15 protein-coding genes and 2 pseudogenes are annotated in these 24495 nt (G+C 41.9%); 9 read left to right on the top strand and 8 right to left on the bottom strand.

The annotated features are described in order from the left end of the window. Positions 1–33 precede the first annotated feature (33 nt). Positions 34–1233, bottom strand: a complete 1200-nt coding sequence (locus CXF95_RS11650; RefSeq protein ID WP_101198871.1) for a 3-oxoadipyl-CoA thiolase — start codon at positions 1231–1233, stop codon at positions 34–36. 25 nt (positions 1234–1258) lie between these two features. Continuing rightward, a complete protein-coding gene (locus CXF95_RS11645; RefSeq protein ID WP_101198870.1) occupies positions 1259–3106 on the bottom strand; it encodes an acyl-CoA synthetase in 1848 nt (615 codons plus the stop codon). 184 nt (positions 3107–3290) lie between these two features. Here CXF95_RS11645 and CXF95_RS30565 point away from each other — a divergent pair, with 184 nt between their 5' ends. Both CXF95_RS30565 and CXF95_RS11640 read left to right on the top strand, forming a co-directional pair. Continuing rightward, positions 3291–3632 (top strand): hypothetical protein, encoded by a 342-nt coding sequence (locus CXF95_RS30565; protein ID WP_232787799.1) that lies wholly within the window; start codon positions 3291–3293, stop codon positions 3630–3632. A 7-nt stretch (positions 3633–3639) separates the two neighbouring features. Then, positions 3640–4326: a hypothetical protein gene (locus CXF95_RS11640; RefSeq protein WP_232787798.1), complete on the top strand. Its 687-nt coding sequence runs from the start codon at positions 3640–3642 to the stop codon at positions 4324–4326. 141 nt (positions 4327–4467) lie between these two features. Here CXF95_RS11640 and CXF95_RS11635 read toward each other — a convergent pair whose 3' ends face one another. After that, positions 4468–6609, bottom strand: coding sequence for a winged helix-turn-helix domain-containing protein (locus CXF95_RS11635; protein ID WP_232787797.1), 2142 nt, complete (start codon positions 6607–6609; stop codon positions 4468–4470). 245 nt (positions 6610–6854) lie between these two features. On the opposite strand from CXF95_RS11635, the gene CXF95_RS11630 reads away from it, so the two are divergent. The 3 genes from CXF95_RS11630 (at position 6855) to CXF95_RS11615 (ending at position 11878) form a co-directional block, all read left to right on the top strand. Further along, entirely contained in the window at positions 6855–7394 is a 540-nt protein-coding gene (locus CXF95_RS11630) for a hypothetical protein (protein WP_101198869.1), read from the top strand. A 405-nt stretch (positions 7395–7799) separates the two neighbouring features. Continuing rightward, positions 7800–9065: an NADH:flavin oxidoreductase/NADH oxidase family protein gene (locus tag CXF95_RS11620; RefSeq protein ID WP_101198868.1), complete on the top strand. Its 1266-nt coding sequence runs from the start codon at positions 7800–7802 to the stop codon at positions 9063–9065. A 452-nt stretch (positions 9066–9517) separates the two neighbouring features. After that, on the top strand, positions 9518–11878 hold the full coding sequence (locus CXF95_RS11615) for a DUF5666 domain-containing protein (protein ID WP_101198867.1): 2361 nt from the start codon (positions 9518–9520) through the stop codon (positions 11876–11878). 120 nt (positions 11879–11998) lie between these two features. On the opposite strand, the pseudogene CXF95_RS31440 reads toward CXF95_RS11615, so the two are convergent. Continuing rightward, positions 11999–12172: pseudogene (locus CXF95_RS31440) on the bottom strand (IS1634 family transposase); the annotation flags it as partial. A 69-nt stretch (positions 12173–12241) separates the two neighbouring features. Then, positions 12242–12370: pseudogene (locus CXF95_RS31435) on the bottom strand (DUF4277 domain-containing protein); the annotation flags it as partial. Between the two features lie 432 nt (positions 12371–12802). Here CXF95_RS31435 and CXF95_RS11600 point away from each other — a divergent pair. The 3 genes from CXF95_RS11600 to CXF95_RS11590 all read left to right on the top strand — a co-directional run bounded on the left by CXF95_RS11600 (position 12803) and on the right by CXF95_RS11590 (position 16388). Continuing rightward, positions 12803–13912, top strand: a complete 1110-nt coding sequence (locus tag CXF95_RS11600; RefSeq protein WP_101198864.1) for a hypothetical protein — start codon at positions 12803–12805, stop codon at positions 13910–13912. Positions 13913–14907: 995 nt separating this feature from the next. Continuing rightward, positions 14908–15939: a hypothetical protein gene (locus CXF95_RS11595; protein WP_101198863.1), complete on the top strand. Its 1032-nt coding sequence runs from the start codon at positions 14908–14910 to the stop codon at positions 15937–15939. Positions 15940–16199: 260 nt separating this feature from the next. Further along, positions 16200–16388 (top strand): hypothetical protein, encoded by a 189-nt coding sequence (locus CXF95_RS11590; RefSeq protein ID WP_101198862.1) that lies wholly within the window; start codon positions 16200–16202, stop codon positions 16386–16388. A 14-nt stretch (positions 16389–16402) separates the two neighbouring features. Here the strand turns inward: CXF95_RS11590 and CXF95_RS11585 are convergent, their stop codons facing one another. Then, positions 16403–18919: a S9 family peptidase gene (locus CXF95_RS11585; protein ID WP_101198861.1), complete on the bottom strand. Its 2517-nt coding sequence runs from the start codon at positions 18917–18919 to the stop codon at positions 16403–16405. A 398-nt stretch (positions 18920–19317) separates the two neighbouring features. On the opposite strand from CXF95_RS11585, the gene CXF95_RS11580 reads away from it, so the two are divergent. Continuing rightward, complete coding sequence (locus tag CXF95_RS11580) at positions 19318–20364, top strand: reverse transcriptase/maturase family protein (RefSeq protein ID WP_101198860.1); 1047 nt, start codon at positions 19318–19320, stop codon at positions 20362–20364. Here CXF95_RS11580 and CXF95_RS11575 read toward each other — a convergent pair. Both CXF95_RS11575 and CXF95_RS11570 read right to left on the bottom strand, forming a co-directional pair. Beyond that, on the bottom strand, positions 20314–20946 hold the full coding sequence (locus tag CXF95_RS11575) for a PEP-CTERM sorting domain-containing protein (RefSeq protein WP_101198859.1): 633 nt from the start codon (positions 20944–20946) through the stop codon (positions 20314–20316). The two genes, CXF95_RS11580 and CXF95_RS11575, sit on opposite strands and share 51 nt — an antisense overlap. Before the next feature lie 985 nt (positions 20947–21931). Further along, positions 21932–24298, bottom strand: coding sequence for a DNA polymerase II (locus tag CXF95_RS11570; protein WP_101199277.1), 2367 nt, complete (start codon positions 24296–24298; stop codon positions 21932–21934). Positions 24299–24495 lie beyond the last annotated feature (197 nt).

Genomic DNA, 24495 nt, shown 5'->3' with positions numbered 1-24495 from the left:
TCATTGGAGTTTCATTGGAGATTTACTGGAGAACTAAACACGTTCGATAACCACAGCGATACCTTGACCAATGCCAATACACATTGTCGCGAGGGCATAGCGACCACCGGTTTTTTCTAATTGGCGAAGTGCGGTCAACATAATCCGTGTGCCACTGGCACCCAAAGGATGACCAATCGCAATCGCACCACCATTTTGATTAACACGCGGGTCATCAAAGGCAATGCCGAGTTGCTTCATGCACCCTAAGGCTTGTACTGCAAATGCTTCATTAAATTCTAAAACGTCCATATCGGCTAGGGTTAAGCCCGCTCTTGCTAATACTTTTCGGGTAGCAGGCACGGGGCCTAAGCCCATCACTCGTGGTGGTACACCCGCAATGGCACCAGCAATAATTCTACCGCGAGGTTTGACACCCGCTTTTTCGCCGACTTCTTTACTACCAATGATCATGGCAGAAGCGCCATCGTTGATGCCTGAAGCATTACCTGCCGTAACCACACCATCAAACAGTGGCCTTAATTTACCGAGTGCCTCTAACGTAGAAGCCGGACGTGGATGTTCATCAGTGGTGACAGAAAGTGCTGGCAGCTTTCGACCTTGTGACACATCAATAGGAATGATTTCATCGTTAAAATATCCGGCTACTTTCGCCGCTTCGTATTTAGATTGGGAGGCCGCAGCAAAGACATCACATTCATCTCTACTAATATGTAAATCGCTGGCAATATTATCAGCCGTTTCAGGCATTGAATGACCACCAAACTGCTTAACAATCTTTGGGTTAGTAAAACGCGCGCCCATAGTGGTATCAAACATTTCTTGTTGCCTAGCAAAGGCAGAAGTAGCTTTGGCTAAAACAAAAGGTGCGCGACTCATAGACTCAACACCACAGGCAACAAATAGTTCTCCTTCATCGGCTTTTACACATCGAGCTGCATCTAATGCCGCCGCTAAACTTGAACCACACAAACGGTTTACGGTTAAGCCACCGGTCTCAATCGGCAAACCCGCTAATAGTCCTGCAGTGCGGGCTACGTTTCGGCTGTCTTCGCCGGCTTGATTGGTGTTACCAGCAATCACATCTTCATACAGGCTTAAATCAAAGTCATTGCGTTGCACTAAGGTTTTAATAAGGTGCGCCAACATGTCATCGGGTCGAACAGAAGATAAAACGCCTCCATGGCGTCCAAATGCCGTTCTTGCGGCATCGTAGATATAGGCATCTTGCATGATTGTTCCTTATAAATTGATGTAATTAACCATTTATGTATTTAACTAAAACTGGAAAAGCGATAAGTAATGTAGCGGCTTTGTCTTGGTCTTGACTATTTGATAATTGAATATTTACCACCTGCCCTTTTTCAGGGTCAAACTCTGACTCAACTTGAGCAGTGATATCATGTTGTTTAAACAAATCATTCACGCTAAATTCTGTGGCTTTATTACGTAACAACGGTTTGAATACTTTACCGACAGCCGTAACAGGTAGGCTATCAAGTATTTCGATACGTTTAGGGATCGCTGCTCTTTCGCTAATATGCTCTTTGCAAAAAGCCAGTAATTCAGATGCTGTAGTTTGTCGCTTATCTTTCACCACCACATAGGCAACGGGTATTTCTCCTGAATGCACATCAGGTTGGCCAATCGCCACCGACTGGATCACACCAGCATGGCCCATGAGCGCATCTTCAATGATTTGGGGATCAATATTATGACCACCACGGATAATCAGATCTTTGGCTCGGCCAGTCAGCTGAATGTGCCCTAACCCATTAATCACACCTAAATCACCGGTGTTAAACCACTCACCTTCAACCCATGCACCCGCATTATCACTTTCATTCAAATAGCCTTGAAAAATATTAGGGCCTTTCACCAAAATAATGCCGGGTTCATCAGTGGCACAAATACGGCTAATGTGGTTATCCGTAAGTTGCACCGCAATCACGCGGGTATAGGGTATGCCATTACCCACGGCCACCCCTTTAATATCAGAGTCAGGTAATACTCTAGCAATCAAACAAGATGACTCTGTCATACCGTAACCATTAGTCACATTGCAATTAAATCGTCGTTGAAAGGATAATTTCAACTCAAGAGGTAAAGGAGCTGATCCACAAGCCGCATATTCAAAACAACTGAGATCAATTTTCTCATCCGGCTGCTGCAGTAAAACAGACATAATGGTAGGTACAGTAGGGAACCAACACACCTGATATTTATTCACAAAATACCACCAGTTTTTCACTGTATTAGGGTTTCTAAAGCCTTCTGGGGTCATAATCACCACAGTGCGACCTACAATGAACATCGCCAAACTAGCGGCAATCACACCAAACACATGGAATAATGGTAATGCATTTAATATTGCAGATTTACCATGGTAAGCATTAAATCCTGCATACACCTGCACCACAAAACTAATATTGTTATGGGATAGTTTGGCTATTTTAGGGCGGCCTGTTGTGCCGCCCGTATGGAAGTACATCGCAATATCGTCACCCTTAGGTTGACTGGATGACGCTAATCTTTCACTGGGCTGGGTTGCGATCCCACGATTAAAATCAGTCACTGTGACTTTTTTATGGTTAATTTCCCCATGACTATCATCCAGCACCAGTATGTGTTCAAGTGAGGGTACACGCTGAATAATTTGAAGCACTTTTTCACCTAATTCAGTGGCAGCATCAAGGGAAACAGTGACTAATACTTTTGCTTTTACCTCATTCAATATTTCAACAATATGCCCAACTTGCAAAAGGTAGTTAATAGGGTTGGCAATGCCCACAGCTTGTGATGCCCATATACTAAGATGAGTTTCAGTTAAGTTGGGAAGTAATATAGAGACAACATCAGTTCTCTGTACGCCGAAAGATTGATACAGGTTTGCTGTTTGATTGATTTTTTTGGTTAAAGCAGCAAATGTCAGCTGTTTGGCGACTTCATCTCGAGAAGCAGTGGCATGTTCAGCTATGGCTATATCAGCAGGGAATTCATCTGCAGCATGGCAAAACACATCATATGTTGTCTTACAGTGATATCGGTCTTGGTAACTTATTTTTTCTAAATCAGCAAGTAACTCTAATTCTGTTTGTTTGGACATTAAACACTCATTTTAATACAAATTGTCATTAATTATTATTACCACAACACTAACAAAATCGGTGGAACAGCGTTAGCATTCTGCAATGCGGAATTACATTTTGCAATGTTTTCTGAAAGACAACACACTGTACTCTATATAACAATGAGATAAGCAACTAGACCCATGCCTAATAAAGCCACAAATGAATGACTCCTCTCCTTGGCTGTCCCCCCTATGTTTAGTCGTTATTTTTTTTGCGACCTTAACGACAGAATGGACGGGTTACCAACCACCCGCCATATTGGCCGTATTTGTGTTGCTTGTATTTACTTTGCTCGAATGGAAATATTTAGAGTTAACCACAAAAGTCATAGCCATGGTGGCTATTGGTTTAACCCTCGCATTGTTATTGTTGTCTCAAATATCCTTGATGCAGTTAGGCATGTTGTGTGGCAGTGTCGCTTTTTTTGCCTTTTTTTTAATTGCATTGGGCCTTTTAAAAGAAGCGGCCTTAACCTCAGAGTCAGTCAACCTAACATCTTAGACACCTTGTGCCAGCAATATCCAATAATTTATCAGATTTGAAGGTAAGCTTCCCTATTGCCATTGTTGTTATCTCATTAGCAGCCGTTTCTGGTCTACTAATGTATATGACCTCCCTACGGCCCATTACTGCGGTGTTAGTGAGCGCACCGATTGTCAGTACAGCGTGGATATTTTTCCAGTATCACCGCAAACGAAGCACATTAAGCTCAATGGAATTAACCGTAAGACGTTTTACCCAAGACATCTTTTTTAAAATGCCATTGCAACGTTCAGAAATTGTCTTTTTTGCTGGCTCGGTACTGATTGGACGCTTATTGTTAACCGTGTTGGATATTGAATGGTTTGCGCAACAATTAGCCCATTTGAATATATCTGCTGCTTTGATATTAATTACATCTTCATGGATCATTTTTTTAGCGGCGCTTGTATTTATCAATCCAATGATTTCAGTTACTTTGGTGGCTAGGGCATTATCTCAATTACCTAGTGTCGAAAATATGCCTGTGACCATAGCACTAGTGATGATGGTCACTTGGGCTGTGGTGATTGGTAGTTCCCCCACGACAACATCGGTACGTATTAGCGCTAAGATCACTGGCATTTCGCCTTTTCATATGGGGATTAAATGGAATGGCTTATACAGTGCGTTAGTGTTGTTGGCATTAGATCTTTATCTGATTGTGATGCTGTAATTGAAGACCTGAATGATTAGGCATTGCACCTACACTTTTGGATAGCTAATACACTTTTTATAATCTTTTTTCTAGCGTGCTTCTAAGTCGCGGATTGAGCACGCCATTAAATCGATTCATAACTTAACCTTCAAGCTTGATTTACTTAATATCGGCTCGCAGTTGCAAAGCAACCTTACTCTCAAATACCTTAATTTGAGCTTTGAGTAAGGTTAGTTGTTGCTCATATTCAACGCTATCTAGCTGCTGCATTAAGAGTAAAGCAGCGTAGGCGCTGTATTGGTTATGGTGGTTCACCAAAAAATCCGATTGGTTTGGACCCTCAATAAGCGACAGAAACTGCGGCAATGCTTGCTTTATTAGTGTGGGTTGTGACGCTAACAAGGCCTTTTGCAAAGGCACTAAACTAAAAAATCGAGTAGTTTTTAGAGTGACTTGATTAACCAGTTGTAGCGAGATATCAGGGTCTTCTTTTTGTGTGATAAAACTTAAATAGTTTTGCCAAAATCTGGCGTCCGGGGAATCGCCATAAAGTGACGCGGTATGGGCAAACCATCTTTCAGCCTGCTCCGGCATTTCAGCTTTGGTGTATAGCAGCGCCAAATAAATACTATTCACTGGCGAGCCATCATCAATTTGTAAACAGGCTCTCATGGCCTCAATAGCGTCTGAAAGCTGCCCCCTTTGACTGAGTATTTTGGCTTTCCACACGTAAGCCCAAGTGAAACCGCTGTCAATATCGATGGCGTGCTCTACTGATGCCAGCGCTTCAGCCATCTCATTACGCCAAAAGTGCACCATGGCTTTGTTGACATTTATCCAAGGCGATAAAGGATCTATCTGTAGCGCCTTATCGGCATAAGTGAGCGCAACGTCAAATTTATTCCTAGCCAAGGCCAACTCGGAATACACATATATCCCTCTGGCGTTTGCGGAGTCTACATTTAATACTTTACTGATCAATTGCTCGGCCTTATCAAACTCCAGGTCTTCAATAGCCAACAGGGCGCCAGCTAGGAGGCCGTTAATATCATTAGGGTCAAGGTGTAAGGCTGTATCAATAGCCGCCCTAGCTTTTGCAACAGCCACTGCCTTTTCCATGTAGATATCATGATAATTATATCTCCCGTAGATAAAGGCTAAACTGCCAAACGCAGCGGCAAAATCAGGTGCCAGTTCAGTTGCTTTTAAAAATGAGGTTTCTGCTCTAAAAAACCACTCGCTGGTTTTTCCATTCATCCACCAGTAATTACCCTGAAGATAAGCTCGGTAAGCATTAATATCCACACTGTCTGATGCTGTTGTGAAATTGGCTGGTTCGCTTTGCCCAAACAGTTGTGCATTAATATCTGAGATGATCCTAGAATTTAATGACAGCAGTTTTTTCATTTCGTCTTCATACACTTCAGACCAAATCGCATTATTAGTCTGTTTTTCCACCAAACGTACTAAGACCCGGATCCGCTCATTAGCCTCAGTAATGCTGCCTTCTACCCAATACTTAAGGTTCAAATGCTCGGCTAAAGTATCTAAGGCACCGGAGTCTCTGGCAAGAGCAATAGATGAATAATGTGCCAACACGGTAATCTTGTCTGACTTGGCCAGAGTGATTGACAACTCCTCTGGGAGCATCTCAGCTAAGTAGTCATTGCTGTCATCGCCGGTAAGATTCCGCCATGGTAAAAAGGCGATGATAGTGTCGATAGTGTTGATAGTGGTGTCGTTTTTTTCAATATTCTGAACAATCTCCTGAGTCAGTACCTCGGGTGCAGATCCCTGATGCTCAGACGTTTGAGTAAATAAACCAAAAATCAGCAAGGCAAGTATTAAGCTCAATATGATAAGTGCTGCCACTTTGCCTTTATTAAATGATGGGGCTAAACCTGATGCAGCGCTGTGTTTTGTGGTGAATTTTATAAATTCTTGTCTGGTCAACCAAGTGACATCTGCCGATAGCCGGTAACCTTTTTTAGGCACAGTGCGGATTATCTGGCGAGTTTTACTATCGTTGAAATTTAGGCGCAGCTGCGAGATGATCCGCGTCAGGGCGTCTTCTATTACCACACGTCCATGCCACACTTTGTCCATTAATTCTTGTCGACTAACGGTCTCACCAGCACACAAAGCCAGTTGATAAAGAACATGCATGGCTTTGGGCTCTAAGTGACGACTTGCAGCACCATGAAATACTCGATGAGCGCCCACATCAATGCAGTAGTCACCTAAACGAAAATAGCCATTTTCAGGCAGTGCTTGTTCAATCACTTTTCTGGTCCCACTCAATGCTCACCCTAAATGGTCCCATTTAATTATTACCCTGATATTTTGAGGTGGTATGAGTATAAAACCACCAACATTTGTTTTTCATCAGCTTTTCCTCAGCTTTTTATCTGCTGTTCCTCAGGAATATTTCCTACCAGTTCACCATACTGTTCAAACACAAACGGCACAAGCAACTAGCACAAGTAAACATAAATCATTGAAGGTTAAACGTTAACCACTCATTCAAACACAAAAGGTAAATCATTATGAAAACAGCAATCAAATCATTCTCTCCAGCGTTCTTAGCCATGCTGATTATAATGCCAGTTAGCCATGCATCAGCAAATTATGTCACTGCAGGTTCACAGCTAATAGTAAAAACCAGCGTGGCCGAAGTTATAGGTGTACGAGAAATTGAGTCGGGTAAATTGGAACAGGGTATACGTAAAAGTAAGGCGGCTTTAGCTAAAACGTCAACTGTGTCTTTGCGTAAACCTCTGCTTGATAACTTGTGTGTCGCTCATTTAGCCATTAACGATATGGAACAGGCAAACCAATACTGCCAAGCCGCCGTTAACACAGGTAAAGCTTCAGCTATTTCCTATAATAACCGTGCAGTGATGCATTATGTTTTGGGAAATTTCGCGGCTAGCCTTGAAGATTTAGATGCAGCCAGTAGTCAAGGTAGATTCCAAAACCTAGTGGCAGCTAATCTGAAGATAGTTAAACAGCAAAATATCCAAGGCAAGGAATATGGCTTAGTGTCTGAAGAAGATTCATCACTTATCGCGTACATGGATCGTTGAAAACAACGACGCCTGTGTTTACATTTTTTAACACAGGTGTCATCAACATAATGTCACAAGACGTACTTTAGGCGTCTCACAAAGACCCCATCGAATTGAGCTGACTTAAAAGTGGGTTTGTCATCACAACTTTCAAAGATGCTCCATTCAATTAATCCTATCCCTATATTTTATCTGAATCGCGACCTTAGCACTGCGACCAATATGCATTTGATTAAATCGTTACTAAACGCAACAGGATTAGGTAAATCAACCCTAGATCTCAGTCAATTCTCAAAACTCAAGCATGAAGTTTTTTTGGCCGATAATGAGCCTAAATAAAGATTGGTTCATGGAAATTAGAGATTTGTAATTATCTATATCAGCCTTACAATAGGTAACATTTGACCTCACTAAGACTCTAAAATGACCAGCCCACTTGCAACCCCTATTTCCTTACCAAATGGCAGCGTACTTGCGAATCGTTTATGTAAAAGTGCCATGACAGAAGGCCTTGCTGACAAGTTTGACCTACCTACTCCTGCACTGATGCAACTTTATAAAACCTGGTCACAAGGTGGAACAGGATTGCATATCACAGGTAATGTGATGGTTGACAGGCGTTACCTCGAACGGGCTGGAAACGTTGTGTTAGAAGATGATAAAAACTTAGAACTATTTCGAACCTGGGCCAAACAAGGCACCACAGGTGGCAACCATCTGTGGGTGCAACTTAATCATCCCGGTCGTCAATGCCCCAAAATGGTATCTACAGAACCTTTGTCCCCTTCAGATGTACAATTGGCAATGCTGGGGAATTTTGCTAGGCCGCGCCCTATGGATCAAAGTAATATAGAAGAGGTTATTCAGCGTTTTATAACATCGGCTCAACTGGTGAAACAAGCGGGCTTTACCGGCGTGCAAATTCATTGCGCCCATGGCTATTTACTCAGTCAGTTTTTATCACCAAAAATTAATCAACGTCAGGATCAATGGGGTGGATCTCTGGAAAACAGGGCACGGATCATTCGCCGCATTATTGTGGGTGTGCGCGCAGCCGTGGGTGCTGATTTCCCCATAGGCGTGAAGCTCAACTCGGCAGATTTTCAAAAAGGCGGTTTCAGCCTTGAAGATTGTATCACCGTCGCCAGTTGGCTGGGCGAAGATGGAGTGGATCTGCTAGAGATATCAGGTGGCACTTATGAACAATTAAGCTTAATAGGTGTTGAACCCACAGACGTGCGAGAAAGCACCCGCAAACGCGAAGCCTACTTTATCGAATACGCTGAGCGTATCAAACAGTCCGCGAAAATCCCTGTGATGATCACTGGTGGCTTTCGCAGCCGTGACGTCATGGAACGGGCGATTGAAAGTGGCGAGGTAGACGTAATTGGACTTGCTAGGCCGCTGTGTACCGAACCTGATTGCTCCACAAAACTGATCCAGCAAACCATTCAGAGTATCGACTGTTATGAGGATAAATTGGTTTTAGGTACCGGATTTTGGGGTAATAACAGCCCATCAAATCTGATAAAAGCCATCAATAGTTTTGGTCAGGTAGGGTTTTATTACTGGCAAATTATTCGACTTTCCAAAGGGTTACCCCCCGAGCCACAATTAGGCACATTCAAGGCGTTTTTGAGGCACATGACTAATGATTTCAAGCTGAATATAAAAAGAAAATTTGGTTAAATACATCCTACTTTGTAGCTCTACAGATAATGAAGTTAAATACGGTCTTTAAATCCTTTATGTGAATTTTTGAAGGCCGCACTTAACCTCTTTCAATGCCATCTGTCCCACATATAACCAATGACAGCCATGACTCAAACGTTATATTTTGCTCTCTCTGTTTAGGTTTGTTTCTATTTTTGGTGGGAATATTAAGAAAAGCGTTGCATTCACCATTCAAATTATATCGTTGCATTATTGCTAATTAACAGTCACTTTGATAATCAGTCAAAACGGTAAACTTGATGACAAATGATACGTTTCAACGAACCTGATCCCCACAGGTTCGTCTCTGTAATTCTCATAGACTAACCTTACAGATCGCAATATCTCGTTAAATTTTTGTGGCTTAATTTTCTCTTAAGAAATTGTCTGTATTGTAAAACTTCAATTAATCAAGATTAGTGAAAATAATGACCCTGACGAACATAACGAGAATACTGCTCCTCAGTTTCATCCTGACTCTATACGGTTGTGGTGGCGGAGGATCAGATTCAAACTTAAACGCTGACGAAGAATTGCCCTCAGGTCTGGATACAGATTTCGACGGCATCAACGATGATAGCGATACTGACGACGACGATGATGGTGTTGCTGACACAGATGATGCCTGTCCATTGGATCCGGATGGAACAACAGATACAGATGGTGATGGTATTTGTGATAATGCCGATCCGGATTTCGTCTCGCCACAGGGCCAGTCGCTTAGCAGTGGTGTGGTCAGCGCCTTTGGTTCAATCTATATCAACGGCGTAAAGTACGACACGACAAACGCAGAATTTGTTAATGGCAATCTAGATGAATTGCCGAATGCAGAGCAGGATCTTGATGTGGGTGATGTTGTCTGGGTTCGCGGCACCGTTAATGACGATGGCGTCACCGGTGTTGCCCACACCGTTATCTATGCTGTCGATCTTTTTGGCACAGTTGGTGCTATCGACCCGTCAACTCGCACTATCACGGTACTGGGCAGGATCGTGCAAGTTAATAGCGATACCGTTTTTGGTAACAACTTTACTCTGTCCGAGTTATCAGATATTGCCCTGGGCGATGTCTTGAAAGTTTCTGGGTTTGATCAATTGAATGGCAGTTTGTTAGCAACCCGAATTGACAAAGATATTTCTACCACTGCGTTGTTGTTTAAAGTAGAAGGAATGATTAGCGCACTTGATGCCCAGGCTGCGTCACTTAATATTGGCTCACAAGTGATCAATTACGCCGGTTTCAATAGCAGTTTTACGCCCTCGCTCAATCAATGGATTGAGGTAAAAGGCAGTCTTAATGATAGCGGCATATTGATTGCGAGTTCTATTGAAATTGAAACCCGTCAGGGTGACTTCGGGCTGTCCGCTGGTGATGTTGCCAACCAGCTTTCTCCCGACACCTCAATTGCTTTGGAAGGTGTGATCAGCGAATACAGTGACACAACAACTTTTGCGATCAATGGTTATGCTGTTAAGACCAGTACAGAGACACTTTATATCGGTGGAGACGCAAGCGATATTACCCTCGGTGCCCGCTTATCGGTGCGCGGTGTCAGGTCGGACGATGGTCAGACGTTGTTAGTCAACCGCGTTTATGTTCGCGCCGCGTCAAATCTTGAGATTGAGGGCAACATCACCGCTATCGATACCTTGGCCGGTAGTGTTGAGGTAGACGGTATTACGGTGCAAATTGAGTCGACTACTCAGCTCGAGGACGAAACCGGTGCCTACCGTAAATTCAGTATTGAACAGCTCAACGTGGGTGACTACATTGATGTCAGTGGACAGTTTGATGGCGCACAATTGATAGCCTATCGCCTTGAGCGAGACAGTGTTGATAATGATATTGATGACTATGTCGGTAATGATACCTTAATCAATGGCGAGACCTTTTATACTGACGACGACGGTTATCTGCGCAATGAAGCGGGAGATTATCATGTAGAGAATGATGGTAACTACAGTGATTATCAGGATACAGATGACTATCAAAACCAAAACAGCACAGACCATAGTGGACTCAGGCTTGAAGGTATTGCCACTGATATTTCGCAAACTTCATTGACATTGTATGGCAATGTCATTGCGTTGACGGCAAGTACTTTTTTTGAACTAAATGATCGACTGGTAACCCTGTCGGCCTTTACCTCGGCAGCCAGCGCTTCACCCTATGTCAGTGTGCAGGCAGCGCAACTGGCTGATGGTACTTTTCAGGCACTTAAAGTTGAGTTGGAGCATGTTGGTGGTAATTCCTCATCATCTGGCGATGACAGTAATGATGGCGACCAACTATCTGCTTTTGACTTTGTTATCAAAGGCACTATAGCGTCTATCGATAGTGACGGCATCAGTTTAAGTAATGGTTACAATCTGTTGTTTGATGCCTCGAGTTTATATGAGACCTATGACCTGGTAAGTCAGTCACAGTTTATTACCGATGCCAATGGACTGATCAACCCTACAGTCGAGATAAAGGCACGGCGCAATAGTGCAGATCAGTTGGTCGTTTTAAAAGTTGAACTGGAGTCCAGTGACAGCAGATCTGATGACGACAGTCAAAATTCATCCGAGCGAGAGTTTGAGGGTTTTGGCTCGATCGACAATACAGGTGTCACTATGCAAAGTATTCGCATTGAGTTTATCGCAAGCACGTATTTTGAACTCTTTGATCACCAAGTTGAGAAAGCGGTATTCCTCTCCTCAGTATCAGGTTCAGATAAATTTGAGGTGAAAACCAGACTCAACAGCAACGGGGATTATGAAGCGCTTAAAATCGAGCTGGATGATTAACTTAACACTATAGAGTTTAAAAATCCTGGCCACGTTGGTGACCGGGATTTTTTATGTCCAAACATTTTCAGTTCGTCTCAATCCATCTTCCGCACCACTTTTAAGAATAAATATGCTGGTATTCACTGCTTCAATACGCTCTGGTTTTTTAAGGTAAATAGCACGGGTTAAAAAGTCGGGGCTCTTTAAGAATCGAAAGCCTTTTTCTACTCACTGCTGGAATTTGTAGGTACTGAGTATCTTTTCCATGCTTAAATCATCCGCTAAATCATTACTAGCGATGATAAATAAGCCTAGTTGCTGCAACGCATCCTGTCGTTTCGCAAGACCCGTATAGAGGCTCCCTGTGATGTGATATTCGCTGTAGATATGCAGCGTACGGCCAGTAAAGCCCAGGCCTTTGATAATCATGGCGACAAAGAGCTGTCCAAAGCTGATATTTCTCTTGTCTGAGACGCCAAGAGCTTGATCAATCATTTGGGCTAAGCGGATTTCTTTTCAAAAACCGGCAACCAGACCGTGGTGCTCTAATGTTTTAGTAAAAGGTGAGGACATAATTCTAGCTCTCAAAAGAGAGTAATAGATCAAGATCTGAGATCTACATCAAGTTTTTTTCATGATCCTTCAAATCGTCTATTTATTGACCAATAATTAATGATTGGTTTAAGTGCGGAACGACAGTTATAATAAATCAAAAACTATTTAAAATAGTTGCTACTTTAAAGGCTCTAATAAAAATGTTGAATGCTTTACCCAACTCATCAGTTATTGACAACCTCAAATTTCATACTCATATACAACTCAAATTTCATACTCATATAAAAGATGAAGCAGACGCTGACAATACGGCTTATTTGGCAAGCCTTATTAACAATTTAAACGATGCAATTATTACTGTAGATGAGAATAGAAGGGGTAACTAGAATGGAAATACGTTCTGGGGAGTTGTTAGAATTTATTGGCGAAATTTACCAAGCAGCCTATACCGGCGAGTGGCCCCCAGTATTGAACAGACTCATTGATATCACCCAATCTAATAAAGCCTTTTTTTTCTTGCAAGAATTAGATAATCAGCAACCATTGATAATGGAATTACAAACCACCTTTGAATATTCTCAATCAGTCTTACTCGACTTTCAAAGCCGTCCCTTTAAATGCCCAACTTATCAAAGTACCAAATACCTGACTGCAGGTGAATCAACCAATGCCAATAAGTATATTGATTTGACCCTCCATAGAAATTCCAATTTTTTTCAAGACATTTATAAACCATTTAAAGTGTTTCATTCTGTAGTAGGTATTTTGTGCAGGGATGCCGATTATGATTCGATAATGGTAGTCAATCGCGACGAAGACGATCAACCTTATCAGCATAACGATGAAGAATTATTCCGTCTCATCACGCCCCATTTCAGTCGCGCCATGCATATTTTCATGGCATTGCGTTTTTATAAAAATCAATCCTATATGTCCCAAAGTGTATTAGAGAAGCTAGACAAGGCCTTTATTATCTGTGATGAAAATGGACAGGTGATGATTGCTAACACCTTTGCTAATGAAAAGCTGAATGCGGAGAGTCCGGTTACCCTGGTAGCCAATAAGCTCGTCATCAAAAATCCCATTTATCAGCAACGTTTATTATTTTGTATCAGGCAGTGCGCCAATCGTCACTATACCGATTTAAGCGAGCAGGAAACGATTATTCTTCAAGGCAGTAACGATGAACATATTCTGCTCGCTATTGCCCCGCTGAAAAACAAAAATACAGTTAATGATATTGATGTGCCCTGTTGTATAGTAACGATTAGTTTTGAACAGACTCGGGATTGGTTAAAGATAAGCGAGCTGTTTTTGCTAACACCCATGGAAATGCGACTGTTAAAAGCTTTGTATGCTACGAAAAAAATGACCGATTTAACTACTATTTACAACGTCAGTTACAATACCCTGCGCTGCCAATTGCAGGCTATTTTCAAGAAATTGGAAGTCGGTTCCCAGAGTGAATTAATGATAAAACTAAGCCTATTTGTCTGAATGGACATGCAGAAAATGGGCTGAATTCAAATTAACCCGAATAAGACTGTGTACCTATTTGAGTGCCACGGTTTAACGTGTGCCCGTTGTTTATCCTAGCAATCCCAGATCCTAATTATCGTCAATACGTGTTAAAAATTTTGAGCCACAAAGCATCTGTCAGTAACCTGCTTAATTGTGGATTTTCAGGATCTATGCCCTTTCATATCAATGAGAGACTAAATTTCAGGCATTTCTGGCTCATACCCCAAGAGTTTTTCATCACATTACAGCTAAAAAACACCTTATCCCACTGTTGTGCAATACCCTCTAAAGATCGTCCTATTTATAGTGATGAATTTATATTTATATGTAGGCATGAATGTTGCCAATGAATGTTGCCATATGTTCGATGTGCTTAAGGGATCCGCTATAGTTAAAAATTATCACCCCATGGCCAAAGTCTAAAAATAAGTGTTGATCTCACCTAATTTAATCCAAATGGATTAGACAAGTTTTTTTACACTTTGAGTGGAGGATGATGCCAGTATTTATTTTATTCGCCCACATGTTAAGCCACTTCAAGTCTGGAAAGTGCAAGCTTAGCCACTTACTCTGTGCGCAATATCCCATTGGATAACATGCGTAACGCCGTTAGGGAACTGATGTTTTGATTACGGGCGTCCTGCCCTCCACCTAAAGGCCATCCTGCGGATATTTATCCAGCACGACCAATAGAAAAACAAATATTGCGAATAATATAACCGGTACGCCGAACCAGAATCCAGATTTGCTGGGGGTGTTTATAATCCAAATGCATTAGTCAGATAATTTTACACTTACGTATTAATAAATAATTTTATTTTAATAAGTCACTGATTTTTAATCAAAAATATTTAATGGAATGAAACTTGCTGTGTTCCACATGAGTTAACGTGTAACTCCAATTGATGCAGTATCACTATTTATAATCTCCATTCACAAATGGGTAGAGTGGAATTCAAAAGGAACGTAAAATGAAAAATGTAGTATTAAAAACATGTATGACCAGTTTAGTTTTATCAATGAGCGGATTAGCTGCGGCAGCAAACCAACAGTTTGATGTCCCTTTCACAGCTGATAATTTTTATACAGATTATACAGATTATTCAGCAATAGCTGGTGCGGCTTTGAGTGTTGCCGCAGGATCCTGCATAGAAAAAGATGTTGCGGCACAAGCTGCTGTGACTATCGGTGCTGATGCTAGGGCTGATAACCTCTATGCTGGCGCTGCCGTTACTGTAGGTGCAGATGCTGTCGTTAAAAATATCTATGCCGGCGCCGCCGCAGGTGTAGCAGCGAATGCTAAAGCTGAGAACATCTATGCCGGAGCTGCTGTTACACTAGGCGCGCCTAGTGACGCTCATGATATCGAAGCTGGCGCAGCCATTACTTTAGGCGCAAGTTCAACTGCATATGATGTGCATTCTGGCGCGGCGACCACTGGCGCTACGGTACGGACAGTAGACGAAAATGATGGAATTATTACTCTTAGTGGTAACGTTAATTCTCTTGGTCATAAAGAGGAAGTCACGGAATTGTTTCCGTTTGAAATGCAAGATGCATTGGAACGTATAACGGCTGTACAAGGTGCTCTAAATCTTGTAGGTACTTCTGACAACAACGGTATTTCTACCGACATTAATGATTACGTATTAGGTACGTATATGGGCAGTGCAACTGAGGTAACTGAATTAGCCGGTGGCGTATATGAAGCAAGTGCTTTGAATATGCCTGCAAGCGCAACCATTAAATTTACTGGTGACGCAATTATTAACCTTAGCGATGCGCTGACACTGGGTGCAGACACAACAATAGTTGTTGATGGTGGCCATAAAGTTATCTGGAATGTCGGTGGTGCGCTTAATCTGGGTGCAGGCACATCCTTTGCTGGTACGGCCTTTGTAAACGGTTCAATCAGCGGTGCAACATCAGACGTACAAGCTGGTGGTCAATTGTTTGCTCAGGGTGCCGTTGCCATAGGTAGCATAGGTACAGATTGCGAATAATAAGTCGACTATCTTTGACATTGCTACAGGTAGCATAAATAAAGAAGCAACAAATTGCAGTGTGTCACATATTAGTAATATTGACGTAAACAAGCAGTCGTTACGCCAAGTAATAACTGCAAAGTAATAACTGCAAAATATCAGCAGTAGATGGTCGGCCTTATGGTCCGGCCATTTTTTTGTCGATAACATCACGTCAATAAACCCGCTGCGGCCCGAAATACGTCGCAAGAAGACGCCAGCACAGGCTACCCCAAATTGTGTTCTATGGTGCTCAGTTGCCTGTTATTGAAATGACCAAATGTTACGAGGCAAAAGCGGTAACCCTAGCGCAAAAACGCTGCACTGAGATGGCACTGTTGAGACAAACACATGTTAACCAACCCAAGTATTCGGTCACCAGTGCATCACTGGTAAACGTTAACATGGGCTTAATGGTTCTGGGTTAAGGACTTTTTATTTTTTATTGATCGGCTTTTTGAGCGTACATATGCTCCCACCACAGGGGTTCATTTTTGAGCTTCAAATCGAAGTAGGCCAAAATAGTCTTCCACCAGCGTAATCTGTGCTCGCGGCTATTGATGTGATGGTCGTCTCCTTGAAACTCGATTAACTCAACGTCTTTGCCCAACAACTTTAAGGCGGTGTACATTTGATGGCTCTCGCCGACAGGCACGTTGATATCTGCATCTCCGTGAAGTAATAATAATGGTGTGGTGACTTTATCCGCGGCAAAAACAGGACTTTGTTGAGTGTACAAATCAGGGTTATTCCAAGGAAAGTTTCCTTTAGTGGCAACACCAGAATAAGCGTACCCCCACCATCCATGACCCCAATAAGACGTGATATTACTGATGCCAGCATGGGAAATAGAAGCGGAAAACACATCCGTTTTAGTGGCTAGATACATAGTCATAAAACCACCATAAGAGGCGCCCATATTGCCTAGACGATCTTTATCCACAAAAGGATGGGCCTTAACGAAAGCTTGGGTACTTTCAATGATTTCATCGGCGGTGTTAATACCCCATGCATTCACATGACGGGCAGAAAAATTTTGGCCATAACCTGTTGCACCAGAAGGTTGTAACACATAAACCACGTAACCTTGAGAAGCCCAAAGACTATATGGCCACCTACCCGTAAATGCCCTGCTCACAGGCGATGTGCCCGCATAATAATAGACAATGGCAGGATATTTTTTAGTCTTATCAAAGTGAGATGGATAGTATACTCTTCCATCAATGGCTTGACCCGATTCAGTGGTGTAGTCCCAGTCTTTTAGGTCAACAAAGTCGACCTTGGGGTAGGCTGTTTTGGCTGAATCAAATAAGCGTTTTCCTTTTGTTGAACGCAGGGTTCTTGTATGCACCGATTGCGGCCTAGTAGCGCTGGTGCCTTCGTAAATGATGATGGGTGAACCTTGCTTCGAAACAGTAAAACCGCTGACTATTTCCACTTCAGTATCCAGTTTGCTAAACGTTTTTCGACTCATGTCAAATCTGTATAGCTGTCTTCTATCTTGATCAGTAGTAGACACGATTAAGTCACCATTTTTAAGGACTTCAATCTGGCCAATGGCCGGTTTAAAATCCTTGGACAGAGGCATAATTTGTGCCTGCTTATCCATAAGGTAAAGTTGATCGTCATAATCATTGGCGACACCCGCATTAGACACATTATTACCTTGGCCACCTTTAAAATCTGGACCCGCACCAATAATAAAGCCGTCTTTGTGGAACTGGGCCGAATTGAAGGTTCTATATTCGCCCACTAGCTTTTCATCACCGGTGTTTAAATCTAATTCGATTAATTGCGTTAAACCATGAGCAGGGGCTTTATAATCAATGGGATGTCGAGTCATTAACGCTTTGCGATTTTTGATATCGATATCTGCTAGATAACTGGATAGTTTGTTATGGGTTATTTGTTTAAATAAACTCGATTGAATATCAAATAATTGCAGTTGTTCATTGTCCCGCCAATCATTCCAGCGGTCTTCAAGTCCGCGATAACGTTTTGTGAATTCGTGGGATTTTTCTGCTGATTGATTCCAAGCGATAAGCAATTCAGAGTCGCTTAACCACTCAATGCTACTTAAGCCTTCGAGATCGGCTGCTAACTGGCTTAACTGCCAATCTTTTCGTGAGAGTTGATAAAGCCGATCATCATGGGTGAATACCAATGCTTGGCTGTCTGCACGCCAAGCTATGTGCCCAGGTGTCATTGCTTGCCAACGATAAACAACATGTTGTGAGTCTAGGTTGATGATCTCAACAACCGACCCTGCTTGATCGCCTGTTAAGTCACTGTATGCCTTTTTTGTCCAAACCAGAAGTTCGCCGTCAGGGGAAATATTCAGCGAGCCAACTGTTTCACTGTCATAGTACTGTTTCATTGAGGCGCGTTTATGACTGTGATCATTCCCAAAGACAACAGAGCTTTGTTGTGCCATGACCGAGTCTGTTTTATCTGTTTCTGTTTCTGTTTCTGTAATCCCATCATCAAACCATTCAATAGACAATGCTTGCCACTGCTCTACACCAGAAATAACCAATAACGCCCGATAATCTTGATTCAATAAGGCTACCGAAAAATCCTTATCACCTTCTATCAAGCTTTGGTTGAGATAAAAAGAAGCGTTTTTTGCACCACTTATTTTAAACTTGCCGGTTACAAATTTATTGGTGGAGATTGAAAATCTTAATAGGTGCGTACCTGAAGGATCACCAGACAACGACTCCCATTCTTTTGACTGGTTGAATACTTTTATGGCGATGTCATGATCAATCTTATTAGACATGGCCTTAACAACATTTTGCTCAACCACCTGTTTGAAGGGGTTATCCCCTAATGCCACTTTAGCATGGTCTTTTTCTAAGGTGATTTTACTGATGAGACTGGGATCGACCTTCATGGCCAATAATGATGTAGAAAAAAAGCCTAACATCATCACAATGAGTGATACATTTTTTGTCATTTATATTCTCTTAGTATGTTTCGAGAAGCAGCTAAAACTTTTTTAGCAACTTAGTCAGCAACATGATTATACCTAAGACAGCAGAGAACATATAAATCAATTTTTATTCCCAAATTAAGTCTCAATATGGGTTTATCAATGGCTGAAGCCCGAGTGTATTAAAGCTTAGAACTGAGTGAATGGGCATGAAATTATATTTGTGACTGTTCAATGGTTTATATCTTTATGACAGCTTGTCCGACAAAGCAGTCATACGAACGAAGAATTATATTGCTGTATTTTGCTACTAAACCCATCTTTAGGAACGTCCTCTATCCGTCGGCCAACACCAGTCATTCAGCTTTTCTAAAAACAACCAAAGCTTGCTCCCTCAGCCGCCATTCAGCTATGCTTAAGCCATGCTAGATACCAAACTTGTTTTCACCGAAGCCACGCTCGATACTGCTTATTCATGGCTATGTAAGCAGCGGCGTAACTTTCCCGCCAATGCCGATATCTGGCATCTGCGTTTTCACTGGCACACTATCCGTGGTGAGCTGCTGCAAACACTCAACAAACAAGATTACACCTTCATGCCGCTCAGTGTGGTGACCAAAGCCGATGGTGAAAGTATTCATTTGTGGTCATCACAAGATGCGCTGGTATTAAAGATGTTAGCCATGGCCTTACCGGAGGCATTAGCATTATCCTCAGTTTGTACTCATATCAAAGGGCATGGGGGACTAAAAGCCACCGTGAATGACCTACACGCAGCTTTGCCTGATTATCGCTACGTGATGAAAACCGATGTAAAGGGCTATTATGAGTCGATTGACCATACGATATTGCTCAAGCAATTAGATAAAGACATCACCGACCCTTTTATCTGGCGCTTGTTAGTGCAGTTTGTTAAACGCACCGTTGAAAGAGGCGGTACGTTTAAGTCTATACACTGCGGTATATCAAGAGGCTGCCCCTTATCACCGATTATTGCGGCGTACTATTTAAAGGGACTGGATGAGCAGATGGCAGGTGACCCACGCTATTTTTATCGAAGGTACATGGATGATTTGATTGTATTGGCCAAAACCCGCTGGCACCTTCGCAAAGCCGTGAGAACAGTCAATCAGCACTTTCATCAATTAAAAGTGGAGCAAGCGCCGGATAAAACCTTTATAGGTAAAATATCAAAAGGCTTTGATTTTTTAGGTTATCAATTCGGCAAAGATAAATTAAGGGTTTCAAAACGAACATTAGAAAACCACATTCGTCGATTATCAAGGCTTTACGAGCAAAAAAAGCATCAACCAAATTGGAAGATGCTTCTTGATGATTATCGACAACGTTGGGTTACATGGGTTTATTCAGGCATACCGTCGTCGATAATTGATACTGAGCGACAAACGCTAGATAGTTTATTTTTTAAATCTACGTACCACAAGTCCCAGCAGGCCCAATCCGATTAACATCAAAGAATGTGGTGCTGAAACCTCCGGGGTTGGACCGTTCCCGCTTACCTGCACAAAGTCCGTCTGGTAAATTTCATAAATCGCGTGTAAACGGGGTTGGCGTGTTGGTTTTCGGTAATAGCAAGTACTGTCAAAAAAATCATAACGATTCATTTGACAATCGTTGAAAAATCCGTCGTCGCCCACACCCAATCCGTAACTATTACTGTCCACATCTCCGAATAATCCGTAACCATAAGCTAAGTCTATGTTGTCAAGGTGATTGGCAGTGAACGTAAAATTATCAGTACTACCAAAAGGTTCATTACCTCTGTGTACTTTCCATCCGTTAACGCCACCATAACTGATACTCGACGCAAACGTCTGTGCATCACTTAAACGTTGAGCATGATCTCCCGTAAAAACAAAACCTCCATAATTAAACACGGGCAAAATATAAAAACCTCTCCCAGCGTCGTAAAGTACCGTATCCCCATTTAAATCACTTAAAACCAATGTAGCACTCGCGGGTTTCGTGACAAAAACCGCAATGGCAGTGAACATAAAATAAAGTAAGGTTAGGTATAACGTGTTTTTCATTGAAATTTTCCTAATATTGCGTATGGAGTCCCTAAACTGAAGGGCGAAAGTATTCCTGAGGTAAGGACTTCAAACTAGGAAAGACGAAACACGTGAAATGCTTAGTGTTAGCAAATAAGAAGAGACTGCTGTCTAATAAAATTTATCTTGCATGATTTATGCCCATATTAAATTATCTATATGATTCAACATGTTGGTCTCTTTATATTTATTCCATAATAGAAAAATGCAAAGAAACCTGACACAACAACAACTAAGTAATTGAGTTGGTTATCACACCTTATATCAAGAAATGTGACTTCTACGCAGGGTACAGCATTAAATAGGCGATGAATTATCAATTTCAAGGGAATATTCCAGAGCTAAATTATGTAAAGGAATCTGACAGTGCGTCGCTCAAAGCATACATACTCAAAATCAAGGGGGCACAGCACTTGAAAAGGCGTTGATTGATAGTCCGCTAACGCGGTGTGACCTTGCTATATTACACCGCCTAGACGTATGTCCGGTGATCGCTCATTGCCGTCAGTCAAGTTTGATTAATCGTATGATGATTTTGCGCTCAATATAGTCTGATAGTTTGAATTCTCTTACGTCCGCTATAGGTCGTTAGCTGCCCTTTTGGGCTGCGAACTAGACTGACAATTTATCGCGAAAATCAGTTTAACTGAAGTGACTCCGAATGACGGGTATTGGCACAAACTTCTAATTCACAACAAGTGATGTGACTGTCTGCTTTCTCAATTTTTGAGACGGTCGGTAGCGCTTGATCGTATAACGATAATTCGCTCAATCCTGTCTTTCTCAGTTAACAACTTTATTGTTTACCGACACAGAAATAACATCCAATGCTTTAGACCAAGGTGTACACACAGGTTAAAAAATCGAATGTATCCTCCCTCTGTGTAGCGCCAACGCTCGTTTTCTTCTGGGGTATTAAGCTTTTAATATTTTTTCACTTCAAACTAGTCGTTGGTAGCTACCTTTAAAACAACCCCATTTGTTGGCTGGTCATGTCTTCGAAAGATAAACCTATAAAGGGCAAAATTCCTTCTGCAATAGGTTTGATTTGTTTTTCTACGTAGTGGTCGTAATCAATTTGGCTGCTTAGATATTCTAGCGGCTGTGGGCCATTGATAGTGATGATATAAGATATCCAGCCTTTGTGCTGATACCTGAGTGTTTTACCTAAAGCTGCATTTTGTTGATCCGCTAGCCTTGCGGCTTTGACATGAGGCGGTATGTTTTTCACATAGAGATCTAACCGACGGCGGATCCGTTTGCGATATACCAGTTGCTCGTCAAGCTTTCCAGAGCGTGTATCTTCGATAATCTGCAGCAAATAATCGTGCACCTTTTGCCCCGCAAAGACCCTTTTATATAGTGTAAGCTGAAAGCCTTTAGCCAGTGGTGTCCAATCGGAACGCACAGTTTCCAAACCTTTAAATACGAGTTCTGCACCATCTTTGGTGGTTTTTAATCCTGCATAACGTTTTTTACTACCAAGTTCTGAACCACGAATCGTTGGCATTAAAAACTGGCTAAAATGCGTTTCAAACTCAATTTCTAAATCACAATCAAGCTGATGTTCTTGGCGTATGTTGTCTTGCCATTTTTGATTAATATTAAGGGCAAGGGACTGACCAATTTCAGAGGCTTGTTGATCACAATACTCCCCATCTAACCAAACAAAGGTCGAATCAGTATCGCCATAAATCACTTGATAACCGGCTTCTTCAATCCATTTTGCTGTGGTTTGCATAATGTCATGGCCACGCATAGTAATAGAGCTAGCTAAACGGGTATCGTAAAATGGACAACCACCTGAGCCTAATACGCCATAAAAGGAATTCATTAGAATTTTTATCGCCTGACTGCGAGCGGCATCTTGGTTTTTCTTAGCCGCATCGCGCTGTTGCCAAAGCGAGGTAATAATGTCTGGTAAAAAGTGTTTATCTCGACTGAATTTAGCCCCGCGGTAACCTTCGATAGCCTGTTCTGGAGATAATAAACCTTCCACTAAACCCAGTGGGTCAATTTTAAAGGTGCGCATGATGGACGGGTATAAGCTCTTAAAATCGAGTACCAATACATGTTTATACAAACCCGGCTTGGAACTCATCACATAACCACCGGGGCTCGCTAACCCCCCGTCTTTTGGTCTGTTAGGTGCGATATACCCTGCCCGGTGGAGCTTGGGTAAATACAAATTGATAAATGCAGCAACCGAGCCACCCATTCTATCTAACTCAAGGCCTGTTAGCTGACTACGTAACGTTAAATAATCCATCACTTTAGTGTGTTCAAAAATATCTAACACCAACTGGCAATCTTGTAGATTATATTCTGCTAACTTGACTTTATTATGTTTAAAATCATATTTAATTTGGGCGAGTCTATCGTCAACGTCTTCCGTCTTTTTACCTTTTCCTAAAAGAGTTTGAGCCACATTTTCTAAGCTAAAGCTGTCAAACTGATAAGTGGCGGTTTTTAATGCGTCAATGCCATCCACCACCACTCGACCGGGCATAGAGACAAACCCCTGATCCACTTCATTTCTAGCATCTCGCCATAAAACAGCTTGATTATCCCGCCCCAAAGCCAATTCAACTCGATGCAAAGCGGCGCGTTGAATCAACAAACGAAAGTCAAAATTAACCACGTTCCAGCCAATAATTATATCGGGGTCGATTTGGTTCACTTGAATAACAAACTGTTGCAGCAATGCCTTTTCATTGTCTATCCAATGGATCCAATCTTCTGCTGCTTGTGTTTTGCCAATCATCAATACACACTTATAGGTATCGCTGGCTAAGCCAATTGAGAACAATTCGCCGTGCTCACTGCATTCGATATCGATAGATAACAGGCTGAAGTTCGGCACAAATTGGCTGGGTTTACATTGAATATCTGTCACTTCTACAGGACTGTCTTTTAATGACTCATAGGTAACTTGTTTGCCTGTAAAGGCAGCACTGCCATACACAAAACGCTCCATCAAATAACGTTCGGTTAAACGAATATCATCCTCAAAACAGCTGATGTGGTGCTGCTTTAGGAGTGTTTTTGCTTTATACAGTGAGTTTTTTCTATCAAAATACACACCTCCCACGACTTGATGCGCAAACGTCTTTAAAGCTAAGGATTTGTAGTGATGTTCAATTGCACTTTTTTTTAGTACTTGCGATGCTTGCGTCTGATCTTTTTGATCAATAAAAAACACCCCTTGTTGCGCTGTTGATATCCCCTTTACTACGTTATTTTCAGTTAGAAACCAGCATTCAATATAGGTTTTACCTTGTCGTTCTATACTGCGAGCTGTAAGAATAAATCCCTCTAAGGAGACTTGCATAAGTGGCGATTCTAAAAATTTAAGTGACGGCAAGGTAAGGGTAATTCTAATAGATAGCAAGCCACAACACCTTGTACTGTCAGAAACTATATTTTGATGTGACTTAACTGCATTATCAATTCAGGAGTCGGTATTTAAGATAACCTTGCTTGCTCACTTGTTTTACTGCTCGAACTAAGATGAAGCATAAACACAAA

It is taken from the genome of Paraglaciecola sp. MB-3u-78, assembly GCF_002835935.1.
Classification (GTDB): Bacteria; Pseudomonadota; Gammaproteobacteria; order Enterobacterales; family Alteromonadaceae; genus Paraglaciecola.
The sequence above is the reverse complement of the archived record's forward strand: the minus strand, read 5'-3'. Positions and strand labels throughout refer to the sequence as shown.

What these genes read in the sequence shown, in the direction of transcription:
- CXF95_RS11645 (WP_101198870.1), bottom strand. Translation starts at nt 3,106, where the DNA reads ATGTCCAAACAAACAGAATTAGAGTTACTTGCTGATTTAGAAAAAATA.
- CXF95_RS11595 (WP_101198863.1), top strand. Translation starts at nt 14,908, where the DNA reads ATGAAAAATGTAGTATTAAAAACATGTATGACCAGTTTAGTTTTATCA.
- CXF95_RS11630 (WP_101198869.1), top strand. Translation starts at nt 6,855, where the DNA reads ATGAAAACAGCAATCAAATCATTCTCTCCAGCGTTCTTAGCCATGCTG.
- CXF95_RS11615 (WP_101198867.1), top strand. Translation starts at nt 9,518, where the DNA reads ATGACCCTGACGAACATAACGAGAATACTGCTCCTCAGTTTCATCCTG.
- CXF95_RS30565 (WP_232787799.1), top strand. Translation starts at nt 3,291, where the DNA reads ATGAATGACTCCTCTCCTTGGCTGTCCCCCCTATGTTTAGTCGTTATT.
- CXF95_RS11585 (WP_101198861.1), bottom strand. Translation starts at nt 18,919, where the DNA reads ATGACAAAAAATGTATCACTCATTGTGATGATGTTAGGCTTTTTTTCT.
- CXF95_RS11600 (WP_101198864.1), top strand. Translation starts at nt 12,803, where the DNA reads ATGGAAATACGTTCTGGGGAGTTGTTAGAATTTATTGGCGAAATTTAC.
- CXF95_RS11650 (WP_101198871.1), bottom strand. Translation starts at nt 1,233, where the DNA reads ATGCAAGATGCCTATATCTACGATGCCGCAAGAACGGCATTTGGACGC.
- CXF95_RS11575 (WP_101198859.1), bottom strand. Translation starts at nt 20,946, where the DNA reads ATGAAAAACACGTTATACCTAACCTTACTTTATTTTATGTTCACTGCC.
- CXF95_RS11580 (WP_101198860.1), top strand. Translation starts at nt 19,318, where the DNA reads ATGCTAGATACCAAACTTGTTTTCACCGAAGCCACGCTCGATACTGCT.
- CXF95_RS11620 (WP_101198868.1), top strand. Translation starts at nt 7,800, where the DNA reads ATGACCAGCCCACTTGCAACCCCTATTTCCTTACCAAATGGCAGCGTA.
- CXF95_RS11570 (WP_101199277.1), bottom strand. Translation starts at nt 24,298, where the DNA reads ATGCAAGTCTCCTTAGAGGGATTTATTCTTACAGCTCGCAGTATAGAA.